At 60.4% G+C, this 21,949-nt stretch carries 20 protein-coding genes; 12 read left to right on the top strand and 8 right to left on the bottom strand.

Translation table 11 applies throughout. The features are described from left to right. Positions 1-8 precede the first annotated feature (8 nt). From DTA24_RS06280 to DTA24_RS06245, 8 genes are all read left to right on the top strand, one after another. The gene (locus tag DTA24_RS06280) at positions 9-872 is read left to right on the top strand and encodes a sugar phosphate isomerase/epimerase family protein (protein WP_123836593.1); all 864 of its coding nucleotides are present in this window, start codon (positions 9-11) and stop codon (positions 870-872) included. Next, complete coding sequence (locus DTA24_RS06275) at positions 869-1,936, top strand: isopenicillin N synthase family dioxygenase (RefSeq protein WP_004145695.1); 1,068 nt, start codon at positions 869-871, stop codon at positions 1,934-1,936. The genes DTA24_RS06280 and DTA24_RS06275 overlap by 4 nt, the downstream gene beginning before the upstream one ends. A gap of 19 nt (positions 1,937-1,955) precedes the next feature. Then, positions 1,956-2,759, top strand: coding sequence for an ABC transporter substrate-binding protein (locus DTA24_RS06270; protein WP_016161662.1), 804 nt, complete (start codon positions 1,956-1,958; stop codon positions 2,757-2,759). A gap of 30 nt (positions 2,760-2,789) precedes the next feature. Further along, the gene (locus DTA24_RS06265) at positions 2,790-4,310 is read left to right on the top strand and encodes an amino acid ABC transporter permease/ATP-binding protein (protein WP_012967389.1); all 1,521 of its coding nucleotides are present in this window, start codon (positions 2,790-2,792) and stop codon (positions 4,308-4,310) included. Further along, a complete protein-coding gene (locus DTA24_RS06260; protein ID WP_004899997.1) occupies positions 4,311-5,039 on the top strand; it encodes a class II aldolase/adducin family protein in 729 nt (242 codons plus the stop codon). Between the two features lie 5 nt (positions 5,040-5,044). Next, positions 5,045-5,977, top strand: coding sequence for a 2-hydroxyacid dehydrogenase (locus DTA24_RS06255; protein WP_008806113.1), 933 nt, complete (start codon positions 5,045-5,047; stop codon positions 5,975-5,977). Between the two features lie 60 nt (positions 5,978-6,037). After that, on the top strand, positions 6,038-6,832 hold the full coding sequence (locus tag DTA24_RS06250) for an SDR family NAD(P)-dependent oxidoreductase (protein WP_012967388.1): 795 nt from the start codon (positions 6,038-6,040) through the stop codon (positions 6,830-6,832). Between the two features lie 157 nt (positions 6,833-6,989). Continuing rightward, a complete protein-coding gene (locus tag DTA24_RS06245) occupies positions 6,990-7,610 on the top strand; it encodes a hypothetical protein (protein WP_046622092.1) in 621 nt (206 codons plus the stop codon). 54 nt (positions 7,611-7,664) lie between these two features. Here the strand turns inward: DTA24_RS06245 and DTA24_RS06240 are convergent, their stop codons facing one another. After that, positions 7,665-8,501, bottom strand: coding sequence for a transporter substrate-binding domain-containing protein (locus tag DTA24_RS06240; protein WP_012967386.1), 837 nt, complete (start codon positions 8,499-8,501; stop codon positions 7,665-7,667). A gap of 466 nt (positions 8,502-8,967) precedes the next feature. Between DTA24_RS06240 and DTA24_RS06235 the strand changes: the two genes are divergently transcribed. Together DTA24_RS06235 and DTA24_RS06230 are read left to right on the top strand one after the other, a co-directional pair. Next, entirely contained in the window at positions 8,968-9,519 is a 552-nt protein-coding gene (locus DTA24_RS06235; RefSeq protein ID WP_023298103.1) for a fimbrial protein, read from the top strand. A 36-nt stretch (positions 9,520-9,555) separates the two neighbouring features. Beyond that, positions 9,556-10,245, top strand: a complete 690-nt coding sequence (locus DTA24_RS06230) for a molecular chaperone (RefSeq protein WP_008806118.1) — start codon at positions 9,556-9,558, stop codon at positions 10,243-10,245. On the opposite strand, the gene DTA24_RS06225 is transcribed toward DTA24_RS06230, so the two are convergent. The 5 genes from DTA24_RS06225 to DTA24_RS06205 form a co-directional block, all read right to left on the bottom strand. Next, the gene (locus DTA24_RS06225) at positions 10,242-11,336 is read right to left on the bottom strand and encodes a fimbrial protein (protein ID WP_008806119.1); all 1,095 of its coding nucleotides are present in this window, start codon (positions 11,334-11,336) and stop codon (positions 10,242-10,244) included. The genes DTA24_RS06230 and DTA24_RS06225 overlap by 4 nt on opposite strands. A gap of 7 nt (positions 11,337-11,343) precedes the next feature. Next, a complete protein-coding gene (locus tag DTA24_RS06220; protein WP_012967384.1) occupies positions 11,344-13,857 on the bottom strand; it encodes a fimbria/pilus outer membrane usher protein in 2,514 nt (837 codons plus the stop codon). Positions 13,858-13,935: 78 nt separating this feature from the next. Beyond that, positions 13,936-14,598 carry a molecular chaperone gene (locus tag DTA24_RS06215; RefSeq protein ID WP_008806121.1) on the bottom strand — a complete coding sequence of 221 codons (663 nt, stop codon included), beginning with the start codon at positions 14,596-14,598 and terminating at the stop codon, positions 13,936-13,938. 194 nt (positions 14,599-14,792) lie between these two features. Continuing rightward, positions 14,793-15,386 (bottom strand): fimbrial protein, encoded by a 594-nt coding sequence (locus DTA24_RS06210; RefSeq protein WP_008806122.1) that lies wholly within the window; start codon positions 15,384-15,386, stop codon positions 14,793-14,795. Between the two features lie 700 nt (positions 15,387-16,086). Continuing rightward, entirely contained in the window at positions 16,087-17,607 is a 1,521-nt protein-coding gene (locus DTA24_RS06205; protein WP_123836592.1) for an aldehyde dehydrogenase family protein, read from the bottom strand. 263 nt (positions 17,608-17,870) lie between these two features. Here DTA24_RS06205 and DTA24_RS06200 point away from each other — a divergent pair, with 263 nt between their 5' ends. Continuing rightward, entirely contained in the window at positions 17,871-19,658 is a 1,788-nt protein-coding gene (locus DTA24_RS06200; protein WP_016161670.1) for a sigma-54-dependent Fis family transcriptional regulator, read from the top strand. A gap of 2 nt (positions 19,659-19,660) precedes the next feature. On the opposite strand, the gene DTA24_RS06195 is transcribed toward DTA24_RS06200, so the two are convergent. Next, entirely contained in the window at positions 19,661-20,257 is a 597-nt protein-coding gene (locus DTA24_RS06195) for an undecaprenyl-diphosphatase (RefSeq protein WP_008806125.1), read from the bottom strand. Between the two features lie 59 nt (positions 20,258-20,316). Beyond that, positions 20,317-21,234 (bottom strand): LysR family transcriptional regulator, encoded by a 918-nt coding sequence (locus DTA24_RS06190; RefSeq protein WP_032733665.1) that lies wholly within the window; start codon positions 21,232-21,234, stop codon positions 20,317-20,319. Positions 21,235-21,337: 103 nt separating this feature from the next. Between DTA24_RS06190 and DTA24_RS06185 the strand changes: the two genes are divergently transcribed. Continuing rightward, positions 21,338-21,943: an FMN-dependent NADH-azoreductase gene (locus DTA24_RS06185; protein ID WP_082227675.1), complete on the top strand. Its 606-nt coding sequence runs from the start codon at positions 21,338-21,340 to the stop codon at positions 21,941-21,943. Positions 21,944-21,949: the final 6 nt, after the last annotated feature.

The raw sequence follows: 21,949 nt of genomic DNA, 5'->3' as shown, positions 1-21,949 counted from the left end.
AAGCCGCCATGGAGCTGAAATGCTTTCGCACCCTCTGGGGAGTCACCACCCCCTGGTCGCAAACGCTGGATGAGCTGCAGCGCGTCGGCTGCTGCGGTATCGAAGCCCGCGTGCCGTTAACGGTGGCCGAACGGCGGGAGCTCGCCGACCGCCTGCAGGCGTCGGGGCTGGAGTATATCGCCATTCTTTTCAGCGGCGGCGGAGTGCTTCCCGCCCAGCATGAAACGCCGGAGCAGCATCTGGCGCGCCTGCAGACCCGCTTCGCCGAGGCCAGCAGCCTCAACCCGCGCTTTGTCAATCTGCTGGCGGGCAACGATCGCTGGCCGCTGGCGCAGCAGGTCGATTTTCTCGGCAAGGCGCACGAGCTGGCCGCCGGGTTTGGTTTGACCTGCAGTTTTGAAACCCATCGCGCCACCTCGCTGTACAGCCCGTGGCTCACGCTGGAGATTATTCAGCAGCTCCCCCAGTTGCGCTTTACCGCCGACATCAGCCACTGGGTGGTGGTCAGCGAGCGCCTGCTGGATGACCCCAGCGATGACTTCAGCGCCTTTATCGACCGCGTGCATCACGTGCAGGCTCGGGTGGGCTACGACCAGGGGCCGCAGGTGCCACACCCGGCGGCGCCGGAGTATCAGCCGGCGCTGGCTTTTGCCGAGCGTTTCTGGCAGCAGGTCTGGTATTCACAGCGCCAGCGGGGCTACCTGCAGACCACGCTGACCCCGGAGTTTGGCGCCGACGGCTATCTGCACCATCTGCCGTTCACCAACGTCCCGGTGGCCGACCTCTGGTCGCTCAACGCCTGGATGGCCGCGCGCCAGCAGGCCCACTTTCAGCAGTTTTTAACGCTCACTGAACAGGAACCGCAGCCATGACCGCCGTGAAGCACGCTTTTACTGAACTCCCGACCATCGATATCCGCGATCTGGCCGGCGACGATCTCGCCAGGCGCCAGGCGGTGGCCGACGCCATCGGCCGCGCGGCGCGCGAGGTGGGCTTTTTCTACATCACCGGCCACGGCATCGACCCGGCGCTGATCGCCGGCGTCCGCGAGGCGGCGAAGCAGATCTTCGCCCTGCCGATGGAGGAGAAGATGAACTATTACATCGGCCACTCCAAAAGCCATAAGGGCTATGTTCCGGAAGGAGAAGAGATCTACGGCTCCGGCAAGCCGGACCATAAAGAGGCCTTCGATATCGGCTTCCAGGCAGCGGATGACCATCCGCTGGTGCTCGCCGGTACGCCGCTGATCGGCGCCAATGAGTGGCCCGATCTGCCGGATTTCCGCGCGCGGGTGCTGGCCTACTACGACGCGGTTTTCGCCCTCGGCCACCGTCTGTTCGACGCTTTCGCCCTCGCGCTCGGTCTGCCGGAAGGGTATTTCAAACCGATGGTGACCTGCCCGCCGGCCAAGCTGCGGCTGATCCATTACCCGTTCGACGCCAGCGTCGAAGATGTTCCCGGAATTGGTGCACACACCGACTATGAGTGCTTCACCCTGCTGCTCGCCGACCAGCCTGGCCTTGAAGTCCTCAATGAAGAAAGCGTGTGGATCGATGCACCTCCCGTCAAGAACGCCGCCGGAGAAGAGGCGTTCGTGATCAATATCGGCGACATGCTGGAAGTGCTCAGCGCTGGCACATTTGTTGCTACAGCCCACCGGGTGCGCAAAGTGCCGCAGGAGCGGTACTCCTTCCCGCTGTTTTTCGCCTGCGATTACCACACGCTGATCCGCCCGCTGCCGACCTTCCTCGCCGCCGGCGAAGCCGGTGAATATCAGGAGCTCAGCATCGGGGAGCATATGTGGAGCCAGGCGCTGCAAACCTATCGCTACCTGCGCGAGAAGGTCAATCGCGGTGAACTTCAGCTACCGGAGCGCGCGCGCGGCACCAATACCTTTGGCCATTTGAAAAAACAGGCACAGCAAAAAAACCCCTAACCACCCGTGAGGAACCATGATGACTAGCACCCTGAAAAAAATCTCGCGCCGTGTCGCGCTTACCCTCGCCGTCAGCGCCTGTTTTTCCCCTGTCACCCAGGCGGCGGAACTGCTGACCGAGGGCGTCTTTAAGGTGGGGATGGAGGTCACCTACCCGCCGTTTGAGTCCTATGACAGCAATAACAACATCGTCGGTCTCGACCCGGATTTCGCCGCGCTGATCGCCCAACATCTGCAGGCCAAACCGCAGCTGATCGACACCAAGTTCACCAGCCTGATCCTCGGCATCGGCAAGAAATATGATGCGGTGATCTCCGGGATGTACGTGACGCCGGAACGCCAGAAGCAGGCCGACGCCATCCCTTACGCCCTCTCCGGCGCGTCGATCATCGCCCTGAAGGGCGGCGCGGTGCAGCCGAAAACCGAAGATGAGCTGTGCGGCGTGAAGGTCGGCCTGCAGGCAGGCACCACCTGGGTGACCAGCCTGAAAAAACACTCCGATGAGTGGTGCCTGAAAAACGGCAAACCGGCCATCACCATTCAGGAGTTCCCGACGGCGCCGGAAGCCTCGCAGGCGCTGCTGTCGAAGAACATCGGCGCCCAGCTTGAGATTGCCCCGGCGGCGCAGATCATCGTCGACAAGAGCCGCGGCCGCCTGGGGATAAGCTCTACGCGCCTGGTCTACCCGCTGCCGCTGGGGATCTACGTCGCCAAAGGCAACACCGAGCTGGCGGAGGCGATTAAGGCCACCCTGGCCACGCTGAAAGCCAACGGCCAATATGCCGCGCTGATCAAAAAATACAACTTAGAAAGCATCGATTAAGACAATAAGCACTGCGCAACAGGAGTCGGTATGGCGTTCGATTGGGGATACTTTTTTTCACTGTTTAGCATTGGAGCATTCTGGCAGGCGTGCGTGACCGTGATCGTGGTCAGCACCTTGTCCTGGGGGATCGGCCTGGTGGTCGGTTTTCTGTTAGCCTGCGCGAAGCTCTCCGCGCCGCGCTGGGTCAAGATCCCCGTCGAACTCTATATCTGGTTTTTTCGCAGCGTGCCGCTGATGGTGCTGCTGGTGTTTGTCTACAACCTGCCGCAGCTGTTTCCGGTGACCCAGCCGCTACTCGGGGTGCCGTTTATCGCCGGGCTGGTGTCGATGACCGTCACCGAAGCGGCCTATATGGCGGAGATCCACCGCGGCGGCCTGCTGTCGGTGGCCAAGGGGCAGAGCGAGGCGGGCCATGCGCTGAGCTTCAGCTTTATCGGCATCCAGCGGCTGATTGTTATTCCTCAGGCGTTTCGCATCTCGCTGCCGACGCTGATCAATGAATACATCACCATCATTAAGCTGAGCTCGATTCTGTCGGTGGTCTCCTTACCCGAGCTGCTGCTCACCGGCCAGCGCTTGTATGCGCAAAATTTCCTCGTGATGGAGACCCTGCTGGCGGTGGCGGTGTACTACGTGATGGTGGTTACCGTCTTCACCTGGCTGTTCCGGGCGCTGGAAAATCGTCTCGATATTCAGCGCAAGCGTCCGCAAACCCTCAGCGAGGCGGAATGCCAGGCGCTGCGCCAGAGCCTGCCGGCGCTGACGGAGGAGATCAAAACGCCGGCCGTCAACGGCGCGCCGCCAGCGCTCGATCTGCGGGGCATCCGCAAATCCTGGGGTCAGCATGAGGTGCTGAAAGGCATCGATCTGCAGGTGGAGAACGGGGAGGTGATCAGCATCATCGGCCCGTCCGGCTCCGGAAAAACCACCCTGATCCGCACCATCAACGCCCTCGAAAGCCTTGATGGCGGGGAGATCATTCTCTACGGCGAGGACTATCTGAAGGGCGGAGCCATCGTCGACAAACGCCAGATGCGCGCCGGGGTGCGGCGCATCGGCATGGTCTTCCAGAGCTTCAACCTGTTCCCCCACCGCACGGTGCTCGACAACGTGATGCTGGCCCCGCGCTATCACCAGCTGCTTGACCAGCCGGTCGCCCGCGAGCAGGCCCTGGCGCTGCTCGACCGCGTCGGCCTGCTGGCCCATGCCCACAAATACCCCTGGCAGCTCTCAGGCGGCCAGCAGCAGCGCGTGGCGATCGCCCGGGCGCTGGCGCTGAAACCGGACATTATGCTGTTTGACGAGCCAACCTCGGCGCTGGATCCGGAGCTGGTAGGCGAAGTGTTGAAGGTCATTCAGTCGCTGGCCCGCGAAGGCATGACCATGCTGATTGTCACTCACGAGATGGAGTTCGCCCTGTCGATTTCCGACCGCGTGGTGCTAATGGAGAACGGCGTGGTGCAGGCCGATATCGCCCCGCAGGTGATCCGCAGCCCGCTGGAGGCCCCTTCTCTGCAACGAATCCGTGAATTTATGGGAGTACGCTAAATGGCAACTGAGCAACACCTGCGCCAGCAGTTGGCCGCCGCCTACCGGCTGGCGGCGCTGTTCGGCTGGGAGGATACCCTCTACACCCACTTCTCCGTGCGCCTGCCCGGCGACGGCGAGCCGCGTTTTTTAATTAATCCCTTCGGCATGATGTTTGACGAAGTCACCGCCAGCAACCTGATCGTGGTGGATATGCAGGGTAAGGTCGTAGAGGGCGACGCACCGGCTAACTCGGCGGGCTTTACCATCCACAGCGCGGTGCATATGGCCCGGGAAGATGCCCACTGCGTGATCCACACCCATACGCTGCCGGGAATGGCGGTGGCCGCCTGCGAGGACGGCCTGCTGCAGCTCAACCAGATCAGCACCGAGTTTTACCAGCGCGTCGGCTACCATCCCTATGAAGGGGTGGCCTTTGACCTCGACGAACGGGCGCGCATCCAGCGCTCGCTGGGGAATAATATCGCCATGATCCTGCAGAGCCACGGCCTGCTGTCGGTGGGCCGCACCGTGGCTGACGCCTTTTATATCATGTACTACCTGAACCGCGCCTGCGAGATCCAGATGGCCACCGCCCAGCTGGCGGCCCTCAGCCCGATCCACACCATCGCTCCGCACCTCAGCCAGCACGCCTGCGAGCAGCTGATGGGCGTGGAGCATGAACGTCAACAGGTCTGGCAGGCGTGGCTGCGCCGTCTTGACCGTCTCGATACCTCTTACAAAGACTAACGCCTATGTCTGATATCACTATCGTTGTGGATTGTAACGACGCGGATTTCGCCCGCGATATTTGCGCCGCCCTGCAGCAGTTTCCCGACGTCACGGCGCTTCTGCCCCATCACCAGGCGGCACGCGACGCCCAGTACGCCAGTTGCTGGTTCCCGGACCCGCAGCTGCTGAGCCGTTCGCCGGGGCTGAAGCTGATCCAGGCCGCGTCCGCCGGGGTCGATCATCTGCCGCCCGCGCTGTTCGCCAGCGAGATCCCGCTGTGCCGGGTGATCGATGAAGATTTTCGCCACGGCATGTTCGAATATGCTCTGTGGAGCGTCCTGTGGTTTCAGCGCCATTTCGACCGGGCGCTGGCCCACCAGCGAACCCAAACCTGGAAGCTCTATCCCCAGCGCGCCGCCGCCGACTTCCATATCGGCATTATGGGTCTGGGCGAAATTGGCGGCTATATCGCAGACCAGCTGGCCCGCCTCGGCTATCGGGTCTCCGGCTGGTCGCGCAGTGAAAAGCAGCTGGCTGGTGTCACCTGCTATCGCGGCGAGGAGGCGCTCGACCACTTTCTTGGGTCGCTTGACGGGCTGATTAACCTCCTGCCGCTCACCGCGCAGACCCGAGGTATCCTCGCCGCGCCGCTGTTCAACCGGCTACCCGCCGGGGCGGTGTTGATCAACTGCGGCCGCGGGGAGCATATGGTCAATGACGATGTGCTGGCGGCGCTGGAGAGCGGCCAGCTCGCCGGGGCGGTGCTCGACGTCTTCCCGCAGGAGCCATTGCCGGCGGACGATCCGCTGTGGCGCCATCCGCAGGTGGTCATCACCCCGCATATGGCCTCTGCGGCCCCTGCCGAGGTGATCGCCCGCCAGTTGCTGGAGAACATTCAGCGCCAGCGCCGCGGGCTGCCGCTGAAGAACCTGGTCAATAAGCACGCCGGTTACTGATCCCCAGCCATACTGCCGCTGCTACGCTTAATGGGAGATCCACAACCAGAAGGCAGGAACATGAAGATTGATTTATCGGGGAAAGTCGCGCTGGTCACCGCCTCCACGGCGGGTATTGGCTTCGCCATCGCCAAAGGCCTGGCGGAGAGCGGCGCAGAGATCATCATTAACGGGCGCAGCGAGCAGAGCGTGAACGCCGCCATCGCTCGTCTGCAAAATGAGGTGTCGGGCGCGAAGGCGCGACCCGCCATCGCCGACCTCAGCGACGCCGACGGCGCAGCCCAGCTGCTGCGGGCGGTGACCGGCGTCGATATTCTGGTCAATAACGCCGGGATCTATGGCCCGCAGGATTTCTACGCCACCGACGACGCGACATGGGACAACTACTGGCAGACCAACGTCATGTCCGGCGTACGCCTGTCACGGGGGCTGCTCCCGGCGATGGTCAGTAAAGGCTGGGGGCGGGTGGTGTTTATCTCCTCAGAATCGGCGCGCAATATCCCGGCGGACATGATCCATTATGGCGTGACCAAGACCGCGCAGCTGTCGCTGGCCCGCGGCCTGGCGAAATATGTCGCCGGCAGCGGAGTGACCGTTAACAGCGTACTGCCAGGGCCGACGATTTCCGACGGCTTTGCCGAGATGCTGAAAGACGACGTGGCGAAAACCGGCAAGTCGCTGGAGGAACTGGCGAAAACGTTTGTCATGACCCATCGTCCGAGCTCGGTGATCCAGCGGGCGGCCTCGGTGGAAGAGGTCGCCAATATGGTGGTCTACGTCTGCTCGCCGCAGGCATCGGCCACCTCCGGCGCCGCACTGCGCGTCGACGGCGGCGTGGTGGATGATATTCTCTGACGCCCACCTCATTCAGGGGAGTCACCCTCCCCTGTCGCCTTCGCCGGCGCTAAACCGCGCAAAATGTTAAAAAAACGCGGCAAAGTCGCACAAAGTGAACAGGAACATGCATTCCCAAAACTTATGATATTTCTTTTAAGTATAAGTTGTGGTGTTAATGTCTCTGTTACGAAGCTTGCTATTCTTTCTCGGCGCGGCGGTCGCAGCCGCCCTCGCGGTACTCTGTCTGTGGGTGGATATTCGGGTGTTTGGTAACGACATCCCGGAGGTGTCGCTCACCGAAGTGGTGCAGGAGAGCGTGCTGGCCGTCATCGTACTGGTTCACTTCCTGCTGGCGCGAAAATATACCCACCTGCGCTATAGCAATATCCTCATCGGCGGCTTCTTCCTCGCCATGCTGATCCGTGAACTGGATGGCCTGTTTGATTTGCTCTCCCACGGCAGCTGGGTGTGGTTTGCCCTGCTGACCACCGTAGGGTCGCTGCTGGCGCCGCTGCGCCATCTGCCTCAGACCCTGTCGCAGCTGGCGGAGTATACCCGCACGCCCTATTACGGGATGATGATCAGCGGCCTGCTGGCGATTCTGGTCTTCTCTCGGCTGTTTGGTATGCACGGCCTGTGGTACGCCGTGCTGGATGAGAACTACGCCCGGGTGGTGAAAAACACGGTCGAGGAAGGCAGCGAGTCGTTTGGCTATATGCTGTGCCTGACCGCCACCCTCGGCTACGCCTGCTACTTCCGCGGCCTCGCGCGACAGACCCTGTCGCCGCAGCGCTAACCGTGGACGATAACCACCGCCGGACGCGTCTGCCGGCGGTGGCGCGCCGCCGCGTTAACCGCGAATTTTCCACTTCCGTTTGAGAACCTCTTTGTCCTGGCTATCCAGCCACTGGTTCACTTTCTCCAGCAGCGCCGGGTTATCCTTATTCATCATATACACCTTGTCGCTGGCGGTGCCGGCGAACGGTGTTTCGTTAGCAACGCAGAACACGCCGGGCTCTTTGCTTTGGTAATAGTCGCCTTCGATCAGGTCTGTCACCATCATATCGGCTGTTTTCTGCCGCAGCGCCTCCAGATTGTCGACGTTGTTCTGTACGCGAATGATCTGCGCCTGCTTAATATGCTCATCGACAAAGCTCTGGTTTGTGCCGCCAGGGTTGACGACCACCTTCACCTCCGGGCGGTCAATCTTCGCCAGCGAGCCGAGCCGCGGGGCGGCCTGGCAGTTGGCTAAGGCGATTTTACCGTTCGCCACTACCGGATGGCTGAGGGCGAAGTCCTTCGCCCGCGCCGGAGTCTGCGTCACGCCGCCCATCGCAATATCAAACTTGTCCGCCCGCAGATCGGCGGCGAGCGCTGGCCAGCTGGTGTAGACGAAGCTCACCTTCAGCCCCAGCGTGCGCCCGAGATCGCGGGCCATGTCCACGTCATAGCCCTGCAGCTCGCCGGCGGCATTGCGAAACGCCAGCGGGGCGTAATCGCCCGGCACGCCCACTTTCAGCTCACCGCTGTGCTCGATGGTTTGCATATCGCGCGCCTGGGCGCCGCAGGTCATTATCGCCAGCGTCAGCGCCAGCCCCACCGTCAGTTTCATCTCGCCATCCTTATCGTTATCGATTTTTCGCGCCGGGGTGATCGGCCGCTTATCAGTCAACACCATCCGCAGCATACGCCAGGGCATTCATCCTATTTTTAATCATCGTGACATACAACCCGGCAGCACGGTTGCCGATCGCAAATCTGGCGATAAAAAACAGCCCCCCTCCGGTGAATGATCCCTCATCTGCCGGGCGTAGCCTTACGTGAACGATCGTATTTTCCACCATGAAGTGGGTTCGAACACCTGGCAAAAAAGAGCAATAAGCTATTTCTAATGCATTGAATTAAAATAGCAATTTATTTTATCGAGCGATATTTGGCATTCAACTCGCGTTAATAACCGTCTTATTTACGTCGCAATTCCCCCACGCTACTATCCCGACAAAAGCAGCCCCTAAATAACAAGCCAGTTTATTTCCTGGTATTAATAAATTTGTCAGTCAGATGAATTAATAAAAAACATACCTGGCGTAAATAAGACTCATCAAAATAACGGCCCTGGCGCCAGCTTTACGGGCAATAGAGAAGGAAAGAAAATGAAAATAATCACGCTGTGTCTGGCGACGGTCTTTGCCGGGCTGGCCGCTGTCCCTGCACTCGCGGCAGAGGGCAAGCTGAATTTCATCGGCAAGGTCGTGAACGCCTCCTGCAAGCTCGAAGGGGTGAGCGACAGCGGGGTCATCGACGTCAGTATGGGCGCTATTCCGCTGTCGAGACTGAAAAACAGTCAGTCTGGGACCGGGCCGGCAGTCGGCATCGACATTCGCGTTAAAGATTGTGAGAAAGGCACTTACTACATTGTGGTTGACGGCCCCTCGCCTGCCGGCACACCTGAAAATCGCGTGCTGGCGCTCGACGGCAGCGGTAAGCCGGCCAGCAAGGTAGGTATTCTGCTCACTGACCGCACGGGCACCCCGCTCAGCCTCGATGAACGCCTTGATCCGCAACACGATCCCCGCATAGAGATCCCGGTGGACGGCGGCTCCGGAACCTTCAGGCTGAACGCCTTCTATTACACCTGGGACAAAACCCACGCCGATCCCGGCGACGGCAATGCGACGGCCCGATTTACCATTATGCAGGAATAGCTTGCCGGTCAGGGATGAGACGTCAAGGGAGTGCTCATGAAAACACAGCTGGCGGTTCTGCTCTGCGCAGTGACCTTTCAGGCCTGCGCCGGGATCACCATTAATGCCACGCGGGTGGTCTATTCCGGGAAAGAAAAGGTCGCCAGCCTGAACATTCACAATCGCAGCAGCACGCCTTATAAAGTGCAGATCTGGCTGGACGCCGGACTCAATACCTCGCGCGTCGGCCTGCCGATAGTGGCGACGCCGCCGCAGGTCTATTTATCGCCGCAACAATCCGCCCAGCTGCGCTTTATCTATTTCGGCGGCGGGCTGCCCGGCGATCGGGAAAGCGTGTACTGGGTCAATATCCAGGAGACGCCTCCCGCAGCCGTCGGCACGCATACGCTGCAATTTGTCGTCCGTACCCGCCTGAAGCTCTTTTATCGTCCGCCCGCCATCACCACCACCCTCGCCAGAGAGGTGCAAAAGCTGCAGTGGCAGCAGAGCGGGAATCACCTGCGCTTTACCAACTCAGGCCCACTGCATATCACCCTGGTCAACGGGACGCTGATCGATAATAAAGGCCACCTCTCGCCGATGAGAAACGTGATGCTCCGGCCATACAGCAGCCATACCGTGATGACCACCGACAGCACTCGCCTGTACCAGCTGAACTATATCGACGACTACGGCGCGGTGGTGCCCATCCCTCTGCAGAATGCCCATGCGCCAGCGTCAGGCTAGTTATACTCCAGGGCGAAGGTCACCATGCTGTTGGCCGTGCCCGCCCCCACCGTGGCGTCAGTTTGCACATACTGGGCGTTAAAATTGATCGCCTCGGCGGTACCGGCGTTTGTGCCGGTCACCCTTTTCAGGATCGGCAAGTTGCTGGCCTCATTGATCTTAACGCTGGTGCCATCAGAGACCGCCGCGCCGGGGTTATTACCGTAGGTCAGCTTCACGCCGACGCCGCTGGCGCTGTTGCTGGCCTTGCTCAGGGCCAGGGTATCGCTCTCCACGCTGACGCCGAAAAAGCCGATGCGCACGTCGGTCGGCGACGGGCAGAACACCGGGATCGAAAAGCGCTTCGCCTGGCCGCCGGTGCTCCCTTTACCGTGAAACTCCGCCCGGTTTACCGTGCCCAGAGTGACCTGGATCGTCGACGTCGCTACCTGACAGCTGCCGCTGCTGCCGATGTCCACGTTCAGGGCCGCCATATCGATACTGACCGGCGCGCTGGCGACATAGCTGGCGCTCCCGCTGGCCTGCTGCTCAATGGTCATCTCCCCCACCTGCGGCAGCGACGGCGAGTTGGTGTGCGTCCCGTCCGCCAGCTGCACCGTCCCGGTTTTATAGAAGGTCACCGCGATCCTGACCGTGGTTTGCTGCTGCGTCATCAGCGCCGGAAGCATTGCGCTGTCGCACACCACCACCGACTCGCCGCCCGCGGAGTGGCTGCCGTCGATAGCGCGCATCGGGCCGCCCGCGCACTGAAAGCTGAGCGAGTAACCGATGCCGTCGATGGCGCTGGGGTAGACGTGCTGTCCGTTAATCACCACCGGCGAGCCGCCGGTTTTCAGTTGCTTATAGACGATGCGTTTGGCGCTCGCCGTCGGCAGCTGCAGGTCGCAGGAAAAGGGGATCCCGCTGCCGTTATCCGCCATCGCGCTGGTCATCTGGGTATTGACCGGCAGCGTGGGTAAGTATTTGATATTGGGAATATTGACCGTGGTCTGGCCGATATTCGCGCGGCAGGTTTCAGCCCGCACGCCGGGGAGGTAACCACTCAGCGCCAGCAGAAAGAGAACAGGAAGTAGACGAAAAACAGATTTCATAGCCGCCTCAGCGTGTCTGGCACAGTCCGGAGACGGTTTTCACCGTATTCAGACTCTGCTGTGGGTTATCCGGAAGTTGAAAATGCAGCGTGCAGCTCTGCGACTGGTTGTTAACGACCCAGCTCACCGCCAGGGTCCCCTCCTGCGGCACGCCGCTGAGGTACACCTGCCCACCGTCAGCCACCATGCCGCCCGGCGCATTGCCGCTCTCCTCCGCCGTGACCAGCCGCGCGCTGGCGCCAAACGGCAACGGCCCCTGGGCATTGCGCAGGGTAAACAGCACCCGGTTGCCAATGTGGGTCCGGTAGTTGGCCATCACCACCGCGCCGCCGCCGGGGATCACGGTCTGCCCCTCCTGATCGACGTCGGTATCGTCGGCCATCGACTCTGTGTCGAGGGTAATGACATTTTTTCGATAGGCGGTCAGGGATGGCACCACGGCATAGCCGCGCCAGTCGGTGTGCACATTGTTGCCGTTTTGTACCGCCACCCCAGCGGCCCCCGGCGCGCGGACGATGGCGAAGCTCTCGCCCACCGTCTGGCCGAAGGTGACGCCGTGCGGATGCGCGACCACCGAGCCGGCGCCTCCCCAAGTCAGCTGGTTGCTGGCGGCGTCATGACGATAGCCGAGCTGGGCGTTGCCGAAGCCGCCGTGGTAATCCAGCGCGACGCTGCTGTTGCTGCCTCGCCCCTGGTTGCCATAGCCCTGCTGGACCGAATAGAACAGATTTGGCCGCGTCGGCACCGCGCCATACAGCGAGACCTGCTGCGAGGTATAGCCATTGCTGTCCGAGGTGGTGTTATAGCTTACCGCGCTGTCGGACAGCGGGCCGCCCAGCGGGATGTTGATATTAAATGACCAGGAACGGTCATTTTTTTCCTGATTGCTGGCGCGGGTGTAGTAATAGCCCACGCCCCAGGAGATCCCCTTCCAGGCGCTGTAGAACCCGAGGTGTACCGTCTCATCCCGGCTCTGCCGGTGCCAGTAATCCTGCGACCAGGCGGAGATCGCCAGACTGCCGAGGCCGCCAAGGCTTTGAGTCACCGACAGCTCTTCCCGGCGACGCCGGTTGTCCACCTGCCCCTGCGCGCTTTCCAGCGCGCTGGCTTCGGCAAAATCGTAATAGCCGCTGGAGGAGTAGCGGTAGCTGGCGAGGCTGAATGAGGTCCCCGAGCTGACAAAATCTTTCTGATACTGGGCGCGCAGCGAATGGCCCGCGTAGCGCTTGCCCGACGGCGTGCGGGTGACGGCCTGGGTCACGTCGCCTCCCAGCGATCCGAACTCGCCGAAGCCGCGACCCAGGCCCAGCGCCCAGGACTGATAGTCCTGGGCCAGTTGCGTACCGCCGTAGAGAGTAAACCCCGCCGACAGACCGTAGAACAGGGTTCCCTGCAGGAATTCCGGCGAGCGGACGGTATCCGCCCCCGAATGGTAGCGCCCGGCGCTAAGGCTGAATTTGCCGCGCCCTTCGCGCAGCATAAAAGGAACTGCGGAATAGGGCTGAGTAAAGGTGCGCACCGAACCATTGCTCTCGGTCACCTTCACCTCCAGATCGCCGCTCTGCGAGGTGGGGTAAAGATCGCTGATGGCAAATGCCCCCGGCGACACGAAGGTTTCGTAGATCACATACCCGTGCTGAGAGACGGTCACTTTGGCATTGCTGTGCGCCACGCCGCGGATGGTGGGGGCAAAGCCGCGCTGGCTGTCCGGAAGCATCTCATCGTCAGACATCAGCTGGACGCCGCGAAAGGGGATGCTGTCAAACACATCGCCGGTGGTGTAGGTATCGCCGATCCGCAGCAAGCTCTTCAGCGAGCGGACGTCGCGCTGCAGCCAGGTGCTCTGGGTATCCCAGTGCCGGCGCTGCTGGTCGTACTGCATTGAGGAGACGTTGCGCAGCCGCCAGGCGCCCAGGTTCACGCCGCTGCGTAAATTGAGGTAGTTTGAGCGGCTGCTCTCCCCGTCATCGGCGTTCTTTATTTGCGCGCCGGAAAAATAGTAATCGACAAACGCGGCCGGCACGCCATCGTCCCAGCGCGAGGGATCGACATAGCCGCGGCTTTGCACGTTCATCGCCGCCTGGGGAATACTCAGCGTCAGGCGCTGGTTAGCAAAGGTGAACCGACTGCTGGCGTCGGGAATAAACTTCTCGATCCGGGTGAAGGTTTCTCCTTCATGCAGCGTTTGAAAGGCGGGAAAGGCGCTGACGTTGACCCCATAATCCGCCAGCTGACCGGGCGTCAGCACCGGCTGCAGCTTCCCGCCATCGTCAACAAACGTAATATCAGCCTGACCCAGCTCCTGATCGTTAACCACCACGGTGACAGAGTAAGTGCCCGGCTGCTGCCCGCCGGGTTTGGCGAAGTAGTGCAGGTCGGAGGTTTGCTGCTGCGGGTCGGCAAACTCCAGCGCCGCCGGGTCAAAATAGTCGTCGGCCAGCGCCCGGTTCAGCGGGCTGAGACAAAACATCATCGTCGGCACTGTCGCCAGCGCCAGCGCCCGTCCTGCGGTCACTGGCATTGCGGCATACTCCCGCACCTTCGCTGTTGTTGTTCTTTTCATGCTGGCGCCGTCCGGTCATGTCATCACAAAAGGGAATTACTGCTGGGCGAAATCGCTGACGCCACCGTAGTCGTTAATCGCCCGCCATTTGACGGCGCCGTGCCCGCTCACCGGCCACGTTTTCTGGCCGAACGGAGCCACCATGCCTGGCTCATCGATGCTCTGCCCGCCCACCGCGACGGAGTAAAAAGAGACAAAATAGGGAGTGGGGTTTGCCACCGTCAGATGACCGCCGGACTGGGTAAACTTCAGTTGCTGCCAGGCTTTTGCCGGGTCGCCTGCCAGACCGTTGGGGCGATAGAAAATTTTGAATTTCGACTTAATATTGACCTGCAGCTTATTCACCTCGCCCTGCGGCGTCGGAGAAATACTTTTGACGTTCAGCCAAAACACCGACTCACGATCGCCGGGCAGCGAGGCGCCAATAAAGTTAATACGCAGAACGTTATTCTGCTCCGGATCGAGACGGAACAGCGGTGGGGTCACAATAAAGGGCACCTTGCTCTTGTCATTTTCCGCGTAATTTTCCACCCACGACTGCACCAGATAGGGTGTGTGAGTATCGGCATTGGTGACTGAAATAGCGGCTTCACGCTTCCCTTCCTGATAAATCACACGGGTTCCCCCCATGACAATACCGGCCTGCGCTGCCGTGGAGCACAGCAGAAAAGCCGCAACGGCAATTATTTTCTTCATCATTAATAACCATCAGGTAAAGGTTGAACAGACAATAAAATAAAGCTGTGAATAACAGAGCCAGTAACCATTGAGATAATTAGCAGGAACAACAATACCGTCACGAATATATATCGCGACTGCTTCGCCATTAATATTTCAACAAACTGCTAGGGATCCAGACGCAATGGACTGGCTCTGAATAACGCGCAATAAGATTAGTTATAAATCATATTGAAATTAGCCGTACCGTTGGCATCGCCCGCCGCCACGGCCCCGGTAGAGACATAGTCGGCGTAAAACTCGAGGTCAGCAGAGCCGGTGCCGGCAGTGGCGCCCGCGACGACCGGGTGATCTTTGGACACTTTGCCGAGGCTGACCGCCGTGTTCTGGTCGTCTTCATACAGCTTGATCGCCACGCCGGTGGCGCCGCCATTGGTGGCCAGCAGAGTGGTATCAGACTGATCGCGCGCGCCGTCAAACAGCACCGCAACCTTGGCCACGCTGGCCGGGCAATCTTTGACTTTGATATGGAAGGGAGTTTTGGTGGTTTCGGAGCCGGTGCCGGTAAAATAGCTGCTGGCCCATTTGCCCAAATCCACGGTCTGGCCGGTTGAACCGCTGTCGACGTTGCAGGAGCTGTCGGTAATAGAGCCGTTAAAAATTACCTGCCCACCGGTACCCTGAGTGCCTGCGCTGGCGCCTGGGTTAACGGTCATTGTCGATCTTGCCGGTTGCGTATTGCCTGAAATTGCCGCGCCCGAAACCAGCGCGCCCATGAGAATTGCCATAATACGAAGTTGGGTTTTCATTATTTATCTCATCGTTAACGAATATATCACACAGTCATCGGCAATAGCGCTTGGCTATCGCGAAGCTGCTCATCAGTTCCTCCTTGTAAATGTTCATTGCGTTCCTTCCGCAGGATAGTAGGCACACGCCCTCTCGCTCTGCTTTATTCTGTCAAAAGGTGACCATTAATAAAAAACAGAAGCTAAAAAAGTTATTTTGGTGTGCGAAATAAATATATTACCGCACCTACCAAAAGGCAACCCGGCACAATGTTACGAATAAGTTAATGATTATCAGAGGCATAAAATTTATTTTTGAAATGCCTTTTCAATGTTAATTTACATATCTATACAAACGGTAATAAAACACTTTCAAACAACAACAGATTAAAACCATTAACAAATTTAAAGTTAATTACTCAAAAAGTTGTCTTGTTTTATTGTGCTTCCGATCGGCAGCACAGGAAAATTAGGAATTTTCCTGGTATTAATATTCATCATTTCTACATAAATGAAGCACAAGTGTCCGCCTCACTGCGCATAATTTCTTGTTGTGGAACCCTTTTTATTTTCAAGTGAAAGATATTACATCAGCCGTGTGAATGTGTTGGTCATGCCGCTCAATAAAACCGGCTAAATAGCAGGGTTATTTTGCAGTTAAAAAAATCCGCAACCCGGACGGATTGCGGACAGAGGTTGGAACAGAAGCGCGGGGTTGTATTTAGAACAGGCCCAGCGGCGCGGTGCCGTAGCTCACCAGCAGATTTTTGGTTTGCTGATAGGCATCCAGCGCCATCTTGTGCGTTTCCCGGCCGACGCCGGACTGTTTATAGCCACCGAACGCCGCATGCGCCGGGTAGACATGATAGCAGTTGGTCCATACGCGGCCGGCTTTAATCCCGCGGCCCATGCGATAGGCGAGGTTGGTATCCCGCGTCCAGACCCCGGCGCCAAGGCCAAACTGGGTCTCATTGGCGATGGTCAGCGCTTCCGCTTCGTCCTTAAAGGTGGTCACCCCGATCACGGGCCCAAAGATCTCCTCCTGGAAGCTGCGCATATCGTTGCGGCCTTTAATCAGCGTGGGCTGAATATAAAAACCGTTATCCAGCGCCGGCGCGATAGCCGCCCGCTCGCCGCCGGTCAGAATTTGCCCGCCCTCTTCCCGCGCAATCTGAATGTAGGAGAGGATCTTATCGAACTGCTGGCGGGAAGCCTGCGCGCCGATCATGGTGTCGGTATCTAACGGGTCACCACGGCGGATCTGCGCCACCTTCTCCATGACCCGCGCCATAAAGGGCTCATAGATGGATTCATGGATCAGCGCCCGCGACGGGCAGGTACATACCTCCCCCTGGTTGAAGAAGCCAAGCACCAGTCCCTCCACCGCCTTCTCAATAAACTCCTCTTCTCCCTCCATTACGTCGGCGAAGTAGATGTTGGGCGATTTGCCCCCCAGCTCGACAGTGCAGGGGATAATATTTTCCGCCGCGCAGGCGAGAATATGCCGCCCGACCGGCGTGGAGCCAGTGAACGCCAGCTTGGCGATACGCTTGCTGGTGGCCAGCGCCTCGCCTGCCTCTTTGCCGAATCCCTGTACCACGTTAAGCACCCCGGCCGGGAACAGATCGCCGATCAGCTCCAGCAGCAGGGTAATGCTCAGCGGCGTCTGTTCAGCCGGCTTGAGCACCACGCAGTTACCCGCCGCCAGGGCCGGGGCCAGCTTCCACGCGGCCATCAGCAGCGGAAAGTTCCACGGGATAATCTGCCCGACCACCCCCAGCGGTTCATGGAAATGATAGGCCACCGTCGTTTCGTCAATCTCGGCGGTGCTTCCCTCCTGGGCGCGCAGGCAGCCGGCGAAGTAGCGGAAATGGTCCACCGCCAGCGGCAGGTCGGCATTCAGGGCTTCGCGGATCGGTTTCCCGTTGTCCCAGCTCTCCGCGACGGCCAGATACTCCAGGTGCTGTTCAATACGATCGGCGACCTGTAGCAGCAGCCTGGAGCGCTGCTGCACTGACGTTTTACCCCACGCCGGCGCCGCACGGTGAGCGGCATCGAGGGCGAACTCAATGTCTTTGGCGTCCGAGCGGGGAAACTGCGCAATGTTGCTGCCGTCGACCGGGGAGGTATTCATAAAGAATTCACCGCTCAGCGGCTCGACAAATTTACCGTCAATGAAGTTGCCGTAAGCGGATTTAAATGAAACCAGGGCGCCGGGCTGGCCAGGATGTGCATAACGCATCGCAAATCTCCTTCTGTAGGGTTGAGACGCAGCGGCATATTGATTTTTTAAACTTGCCGCCGAACGCTTCTCACTTTGCAGGGGTTATGCCAGTTTTTTATTGCCAATAATTTATATTATTTATTAATGAGTTAGGATTATTTATTTACCAGGATGGCAGGCGCTGTCGCACAGATGTCCACTTCTGTGTTGCAAATCGCAACACCAAATAAACCAAATGGCTACAATATTGCAACACAGCAACATCGACCCTGAGGTGCCCTGTGCCAGGTAATCCCTATCTTCTCGCACCAGAGGTTAACGCTAACCCCCTGCTCAGCGACTCGTGGTCTCGCTGCCAGCGCTATGGTCTGGATCCCGCTACCGAGGATTTTCCCCGTCTGCGCGCCGGGGAGCTGGCAGACCGGCTCGCCAGCCACCGCAGCCTGCAGCAGCTGGCGCAGCCGGTGGTGGATGCCCTGTCGCGCCAGGTGGCGGACCTGCAGTCGGTGGTGGTCCTCTCCGACCCCAGTGGCCTGGTGCTGCACACCGTCGGCGATACTCAGGCGATGCAGAAGGCTCAGCGCGTGGCGCTGGCCCCCGGCAATCTGTGGAGCGAAAGCGGGCGCGGGACCAACGCCATTGGCACCGCGCTGGTCATTGATGACGGCTGCGAAATCGATGGCCGCCAGCATTTTCTTACCCGCAATCAGAATCTGTACTGTGCGGCGATGCCGCTCCAGCGGCCGGACGGAAGTATTGCCGGGGTGCTGGATATCTCCGGCCCGGCGGATTTTCCCCACCAGCATACCTTCGGCTGGGTGAAGGCGGCGGCAAAGCAGATTGAGTATCTGTGGGTGAAACAGAGCCTGCATCCGGAGCAGTGGCTGATGAGCCTGCACCGGCAGGTGGACAAGCTCGACAGCGTCGAGGAGCTGCTGCTGGTCTTTTCTGACAACGTCCTCACCGCCGGCAACCGACTGGCGATGCGCGAGTTCGGCCTGAGCGCGGCGCAGTTTGGCCAGCTCACCTTTGCGTCGCTTTTTCCGACGCTGGCGCAAAGGGCGGTCAGCGTCCCGCTGCCGCTGACCACCCCGCAGGGCCGCTATCACTATCGCCTGCGGGAGCCCACCCGCCGCCGGGTGGCGGTAAGCGCCCCGCCGGTCATGCATCTCCCTTTCACCAGCCCGCGCGAAGGCGAAAAGCTGCTGCGGCTGCTCAACGCCGGCATTGCGCTATGCATTGAGGGAGAAACCGGCAGCGGCAAGGAGTATGTCAGCCGTACGCTGCATCAGCACAGCCGCTGGCGCAGTGGCAAATTTGTCGCCATCAACTGCGCGGCCATCCCGGAATCGCTGATCGAATCCGAGCTCTTCGGCTACCAGCCGGGGGCATTTACCGGCGCCAGCAAAAACGGCTATATCGGTAAAATCCGCGAGGCTGAGGGCGGGGTACTGTTTCTCGATGAGATCGGCGATATGCCGCTGGCGCTGCAGACGCGGCTCCTGCGGGTGTTGCAGGAAAAAGAGGTGGCCCCGCTGGGCGCCAGCCGCAGCGTGCCGGTGAATTTCGCCTTGATCTGCGCCACCCACCGCAATCTGACACAACGGGTCAGCGCCGGCGAATTCCGTGAAGATCTGCTGTGGCGCCTGCGGGAGTATGCCCTGGCGCTGCCCCCGCTGCGCGAGTGGCCGGCGCTGGAAACCTTTATCGCCACGCTGTGGCGCGACCTGGGCGGTGTTTCACGCCGGGTGACGCTTTCAAATGCACTGCTGGTCCACCTCAGCCAGCTGCCGTGGCCGGGAAACGTGCGCCAGCTGCAGAGCGTCCTGAAGGTGATGCTGGCTCTGGCCGATGAGGGCGACACGCTGACGCCTGACGCGCTGCCGGAGGCGTATCGCACCGCGCCTGCGCCGCTGCCGCGCGGAGGATTGCAGGCCCATGACGAGCAGTTGATTGTCGATACCCTGGCCAGCGTTAACGGCAACGTCAGCCGGGCGGCACAGATACTGGGTATCGCCCGCAGCACGCTATACCGCCGCGCCGCCCGTACCGGACGGCCTCGTCGCTGAGGCTATGGCGTAAAGCGCGCCGGCAGCCAGGAGAACATCCGCCGGCTGACGGCCTCGCACAGCAGCACCAGCCGTGGGCCGACCGCCTGCCAGACCCGCTTCGCCACGATGACCCCGCCAATGGAGACCAGGGCTGCGCCCACCATATCCAGCGGAAAATGCACCCCAAGATAGATCCGCGACCAGGCCACCGGCAGCGCAGCCAGCAGCATCAGCAGACCAGGCGCCCGCAGGCGCAGCGACAGCAGCGCAAACGCGGCGCTGAACATCACCGTAGCGTGATCGCTGGGGAAGCTGTTATCCGCCGGATGACTTATCCAGGTATGGCCGAGGGGGATCATAAACGGCCGCGGATGAAACCAGAGCGTCCCGCACACCATCCCCAGCCCGAGGGAAATCATCACGGCCAGGGTCATAAACAGCGCCTGGCGGTGTCCCTCACGACCACCGAGAAACCACAGGCCGAGCGCGATCGCCGGCATCATAAACACGATGCCGCTGGCGCAAAAACGGGCCAGCGACAGCAGGCCCTCCGCGGCGCCAGGCTGCGCGTTAAGCGCGAAAAAAACAGATTGATTCAGGGTTTCCAGGGCGTTCATGGCGATAGCTCTCAGTCGTCATCTTTCTGTCATTATCGCCCGGTCGCCTTAAGATACCCTTAACCGCTGGGCGGTGTGCTTTTAGCAAGGCGCAGTCCTTCCCGCAGGGCATCGATCGTCACCCGCGTTTTTTGCGGCAGCCACGGCCCCTCCGGCCACACCGCGTGGATAGCGAAACGCACCTGAGCGCTGGGCGCCAGCACCTGCTGCAGCGTCCCGTCGGCGAGCGCCTGCGCCACCAGCCAGTCCGGCAACCAGGCGATGCCCATCCCCTGCTGCACCGCCGCCGCGATGGCGGCAAAATCATCCTGTACCAGCCCCGTCTGCGGACTGAAGCGCACTTCGCCCTGCTGCGGGTCGTACAGTTGCCATTTTTGCAGTTGGCCGTTGTGCAGATAGCCGAGGGTGCGGTGCTCGCTCAGCCCGGCGATGGTCTGCGGCGCCGGCTGGCGGCGCAGGTACTCTACCGCCGCGCACAGCACCATGCCATGCTCCCCCAGCGCCCGCGCCCGTAGCGACCCGGTATCGGCCAGGTTTCCGATACGCACCGCAAGATCAAACCCCTCCTCCAGCAGATTGACCTGCCGGTCGCTGTAGTGGAGCTCGAGCTTCAGTAACGGATAGCGCTGGCTCAGGCGGAACAGCAGCGGCGCCACGCAGCGCTGACCAAAGAGCACTGGTAGCGAGATCCGCAGCCGCCCCTGCACCTCGCCCTTCCCGCGCTGGAGCGCCTCTTCGGCCTCGCGGATGCGCGCCAGCGCTTCCCGGCACTGGTGGTAAAATTGCTCCCCCTCTTCCGTCAGCAGTTGCCGACGGGTAGTGCGCTGGAATAACGCCACGCCGAGGCGCGCTTCCAGCCGGGCAATGGTTTTACCCACCGCCGAACGCGTCACGTGGAGGATCGCCGCCGCGCTGGCAAAGTTACCGCTCTCGACCACGGTAACAAACACCGGGATCGCGTTCAGATCGTCACGCACAAATTGGTTCCTTACGGGATACAATAGAGGAAAATAATGTCACTCCAGAGAGAAAAAAGACAGTGTTAGTCTCTGCCTCTCCCCTTCACTTGAGGCACTCATCATGGCTAACGTTCTGGTATTAAAATCCAGCATTAATGGCGAAACATCCCTGACCAATCAGCTGATTAACGAATTTCTCGCGGCGCGCCGGGCGGCGGGCCACCGCGATCGGCTCACGGAACACGATCTCAGCGCCATGGCGCTGCCAACACTGGATCGCCCCCTGTTCGCCGCCCTGCGCGGGGCAGTGGATCCGCAGCCGGCCATCCGCGCGGCGGTTGCGCTCTCCGACCAGCTTATCGCCGAGTTAAAAGCCAGCGATCTGCTGGTGATCGGGGCGCCGATGTATAACCTCAACGTCCCGACCGACCTGAAGAAATGGTTCGACCTCGTGGCGCGGGCGCGGGAAACCTTTCGCTACACCAACAGCTGGCCGCAGGGGCTGGTCGAGGGCGTTCGGGCGGTGGTCGTCAGCAGCCGCGGCGGTATTCACCAGGGAGAGACCACCGACGCCATCACCCCCTATCTGCGCGCGGTACTGGGGCTGATGGGGATCCATGAGGTGGAATTTATCTATGCCGAAGGGCTGGACAATCGTCCGCATGGTCGCGACGCAGGGATCGCCAGCGCCCGGGCGCAGATTGCCCAGCTCGCCGTTCCGGCCTGAGTCACA

Source organism: Klebsiella sp. P1CD1 (genome assembly GCF_003790505.1).
Lineage (GTDB): Bacteria > Pseudomonadota > Gammaproteobacteria > Enterobacterales > Enterobacteriaceae > Klebsiella > Klebsiella variicola.
The sequence above is the reverse complement of the archived record's forward strand: the minus strand, read 5'-3'. Positions and strand labels throughout refer to the sequence as shown.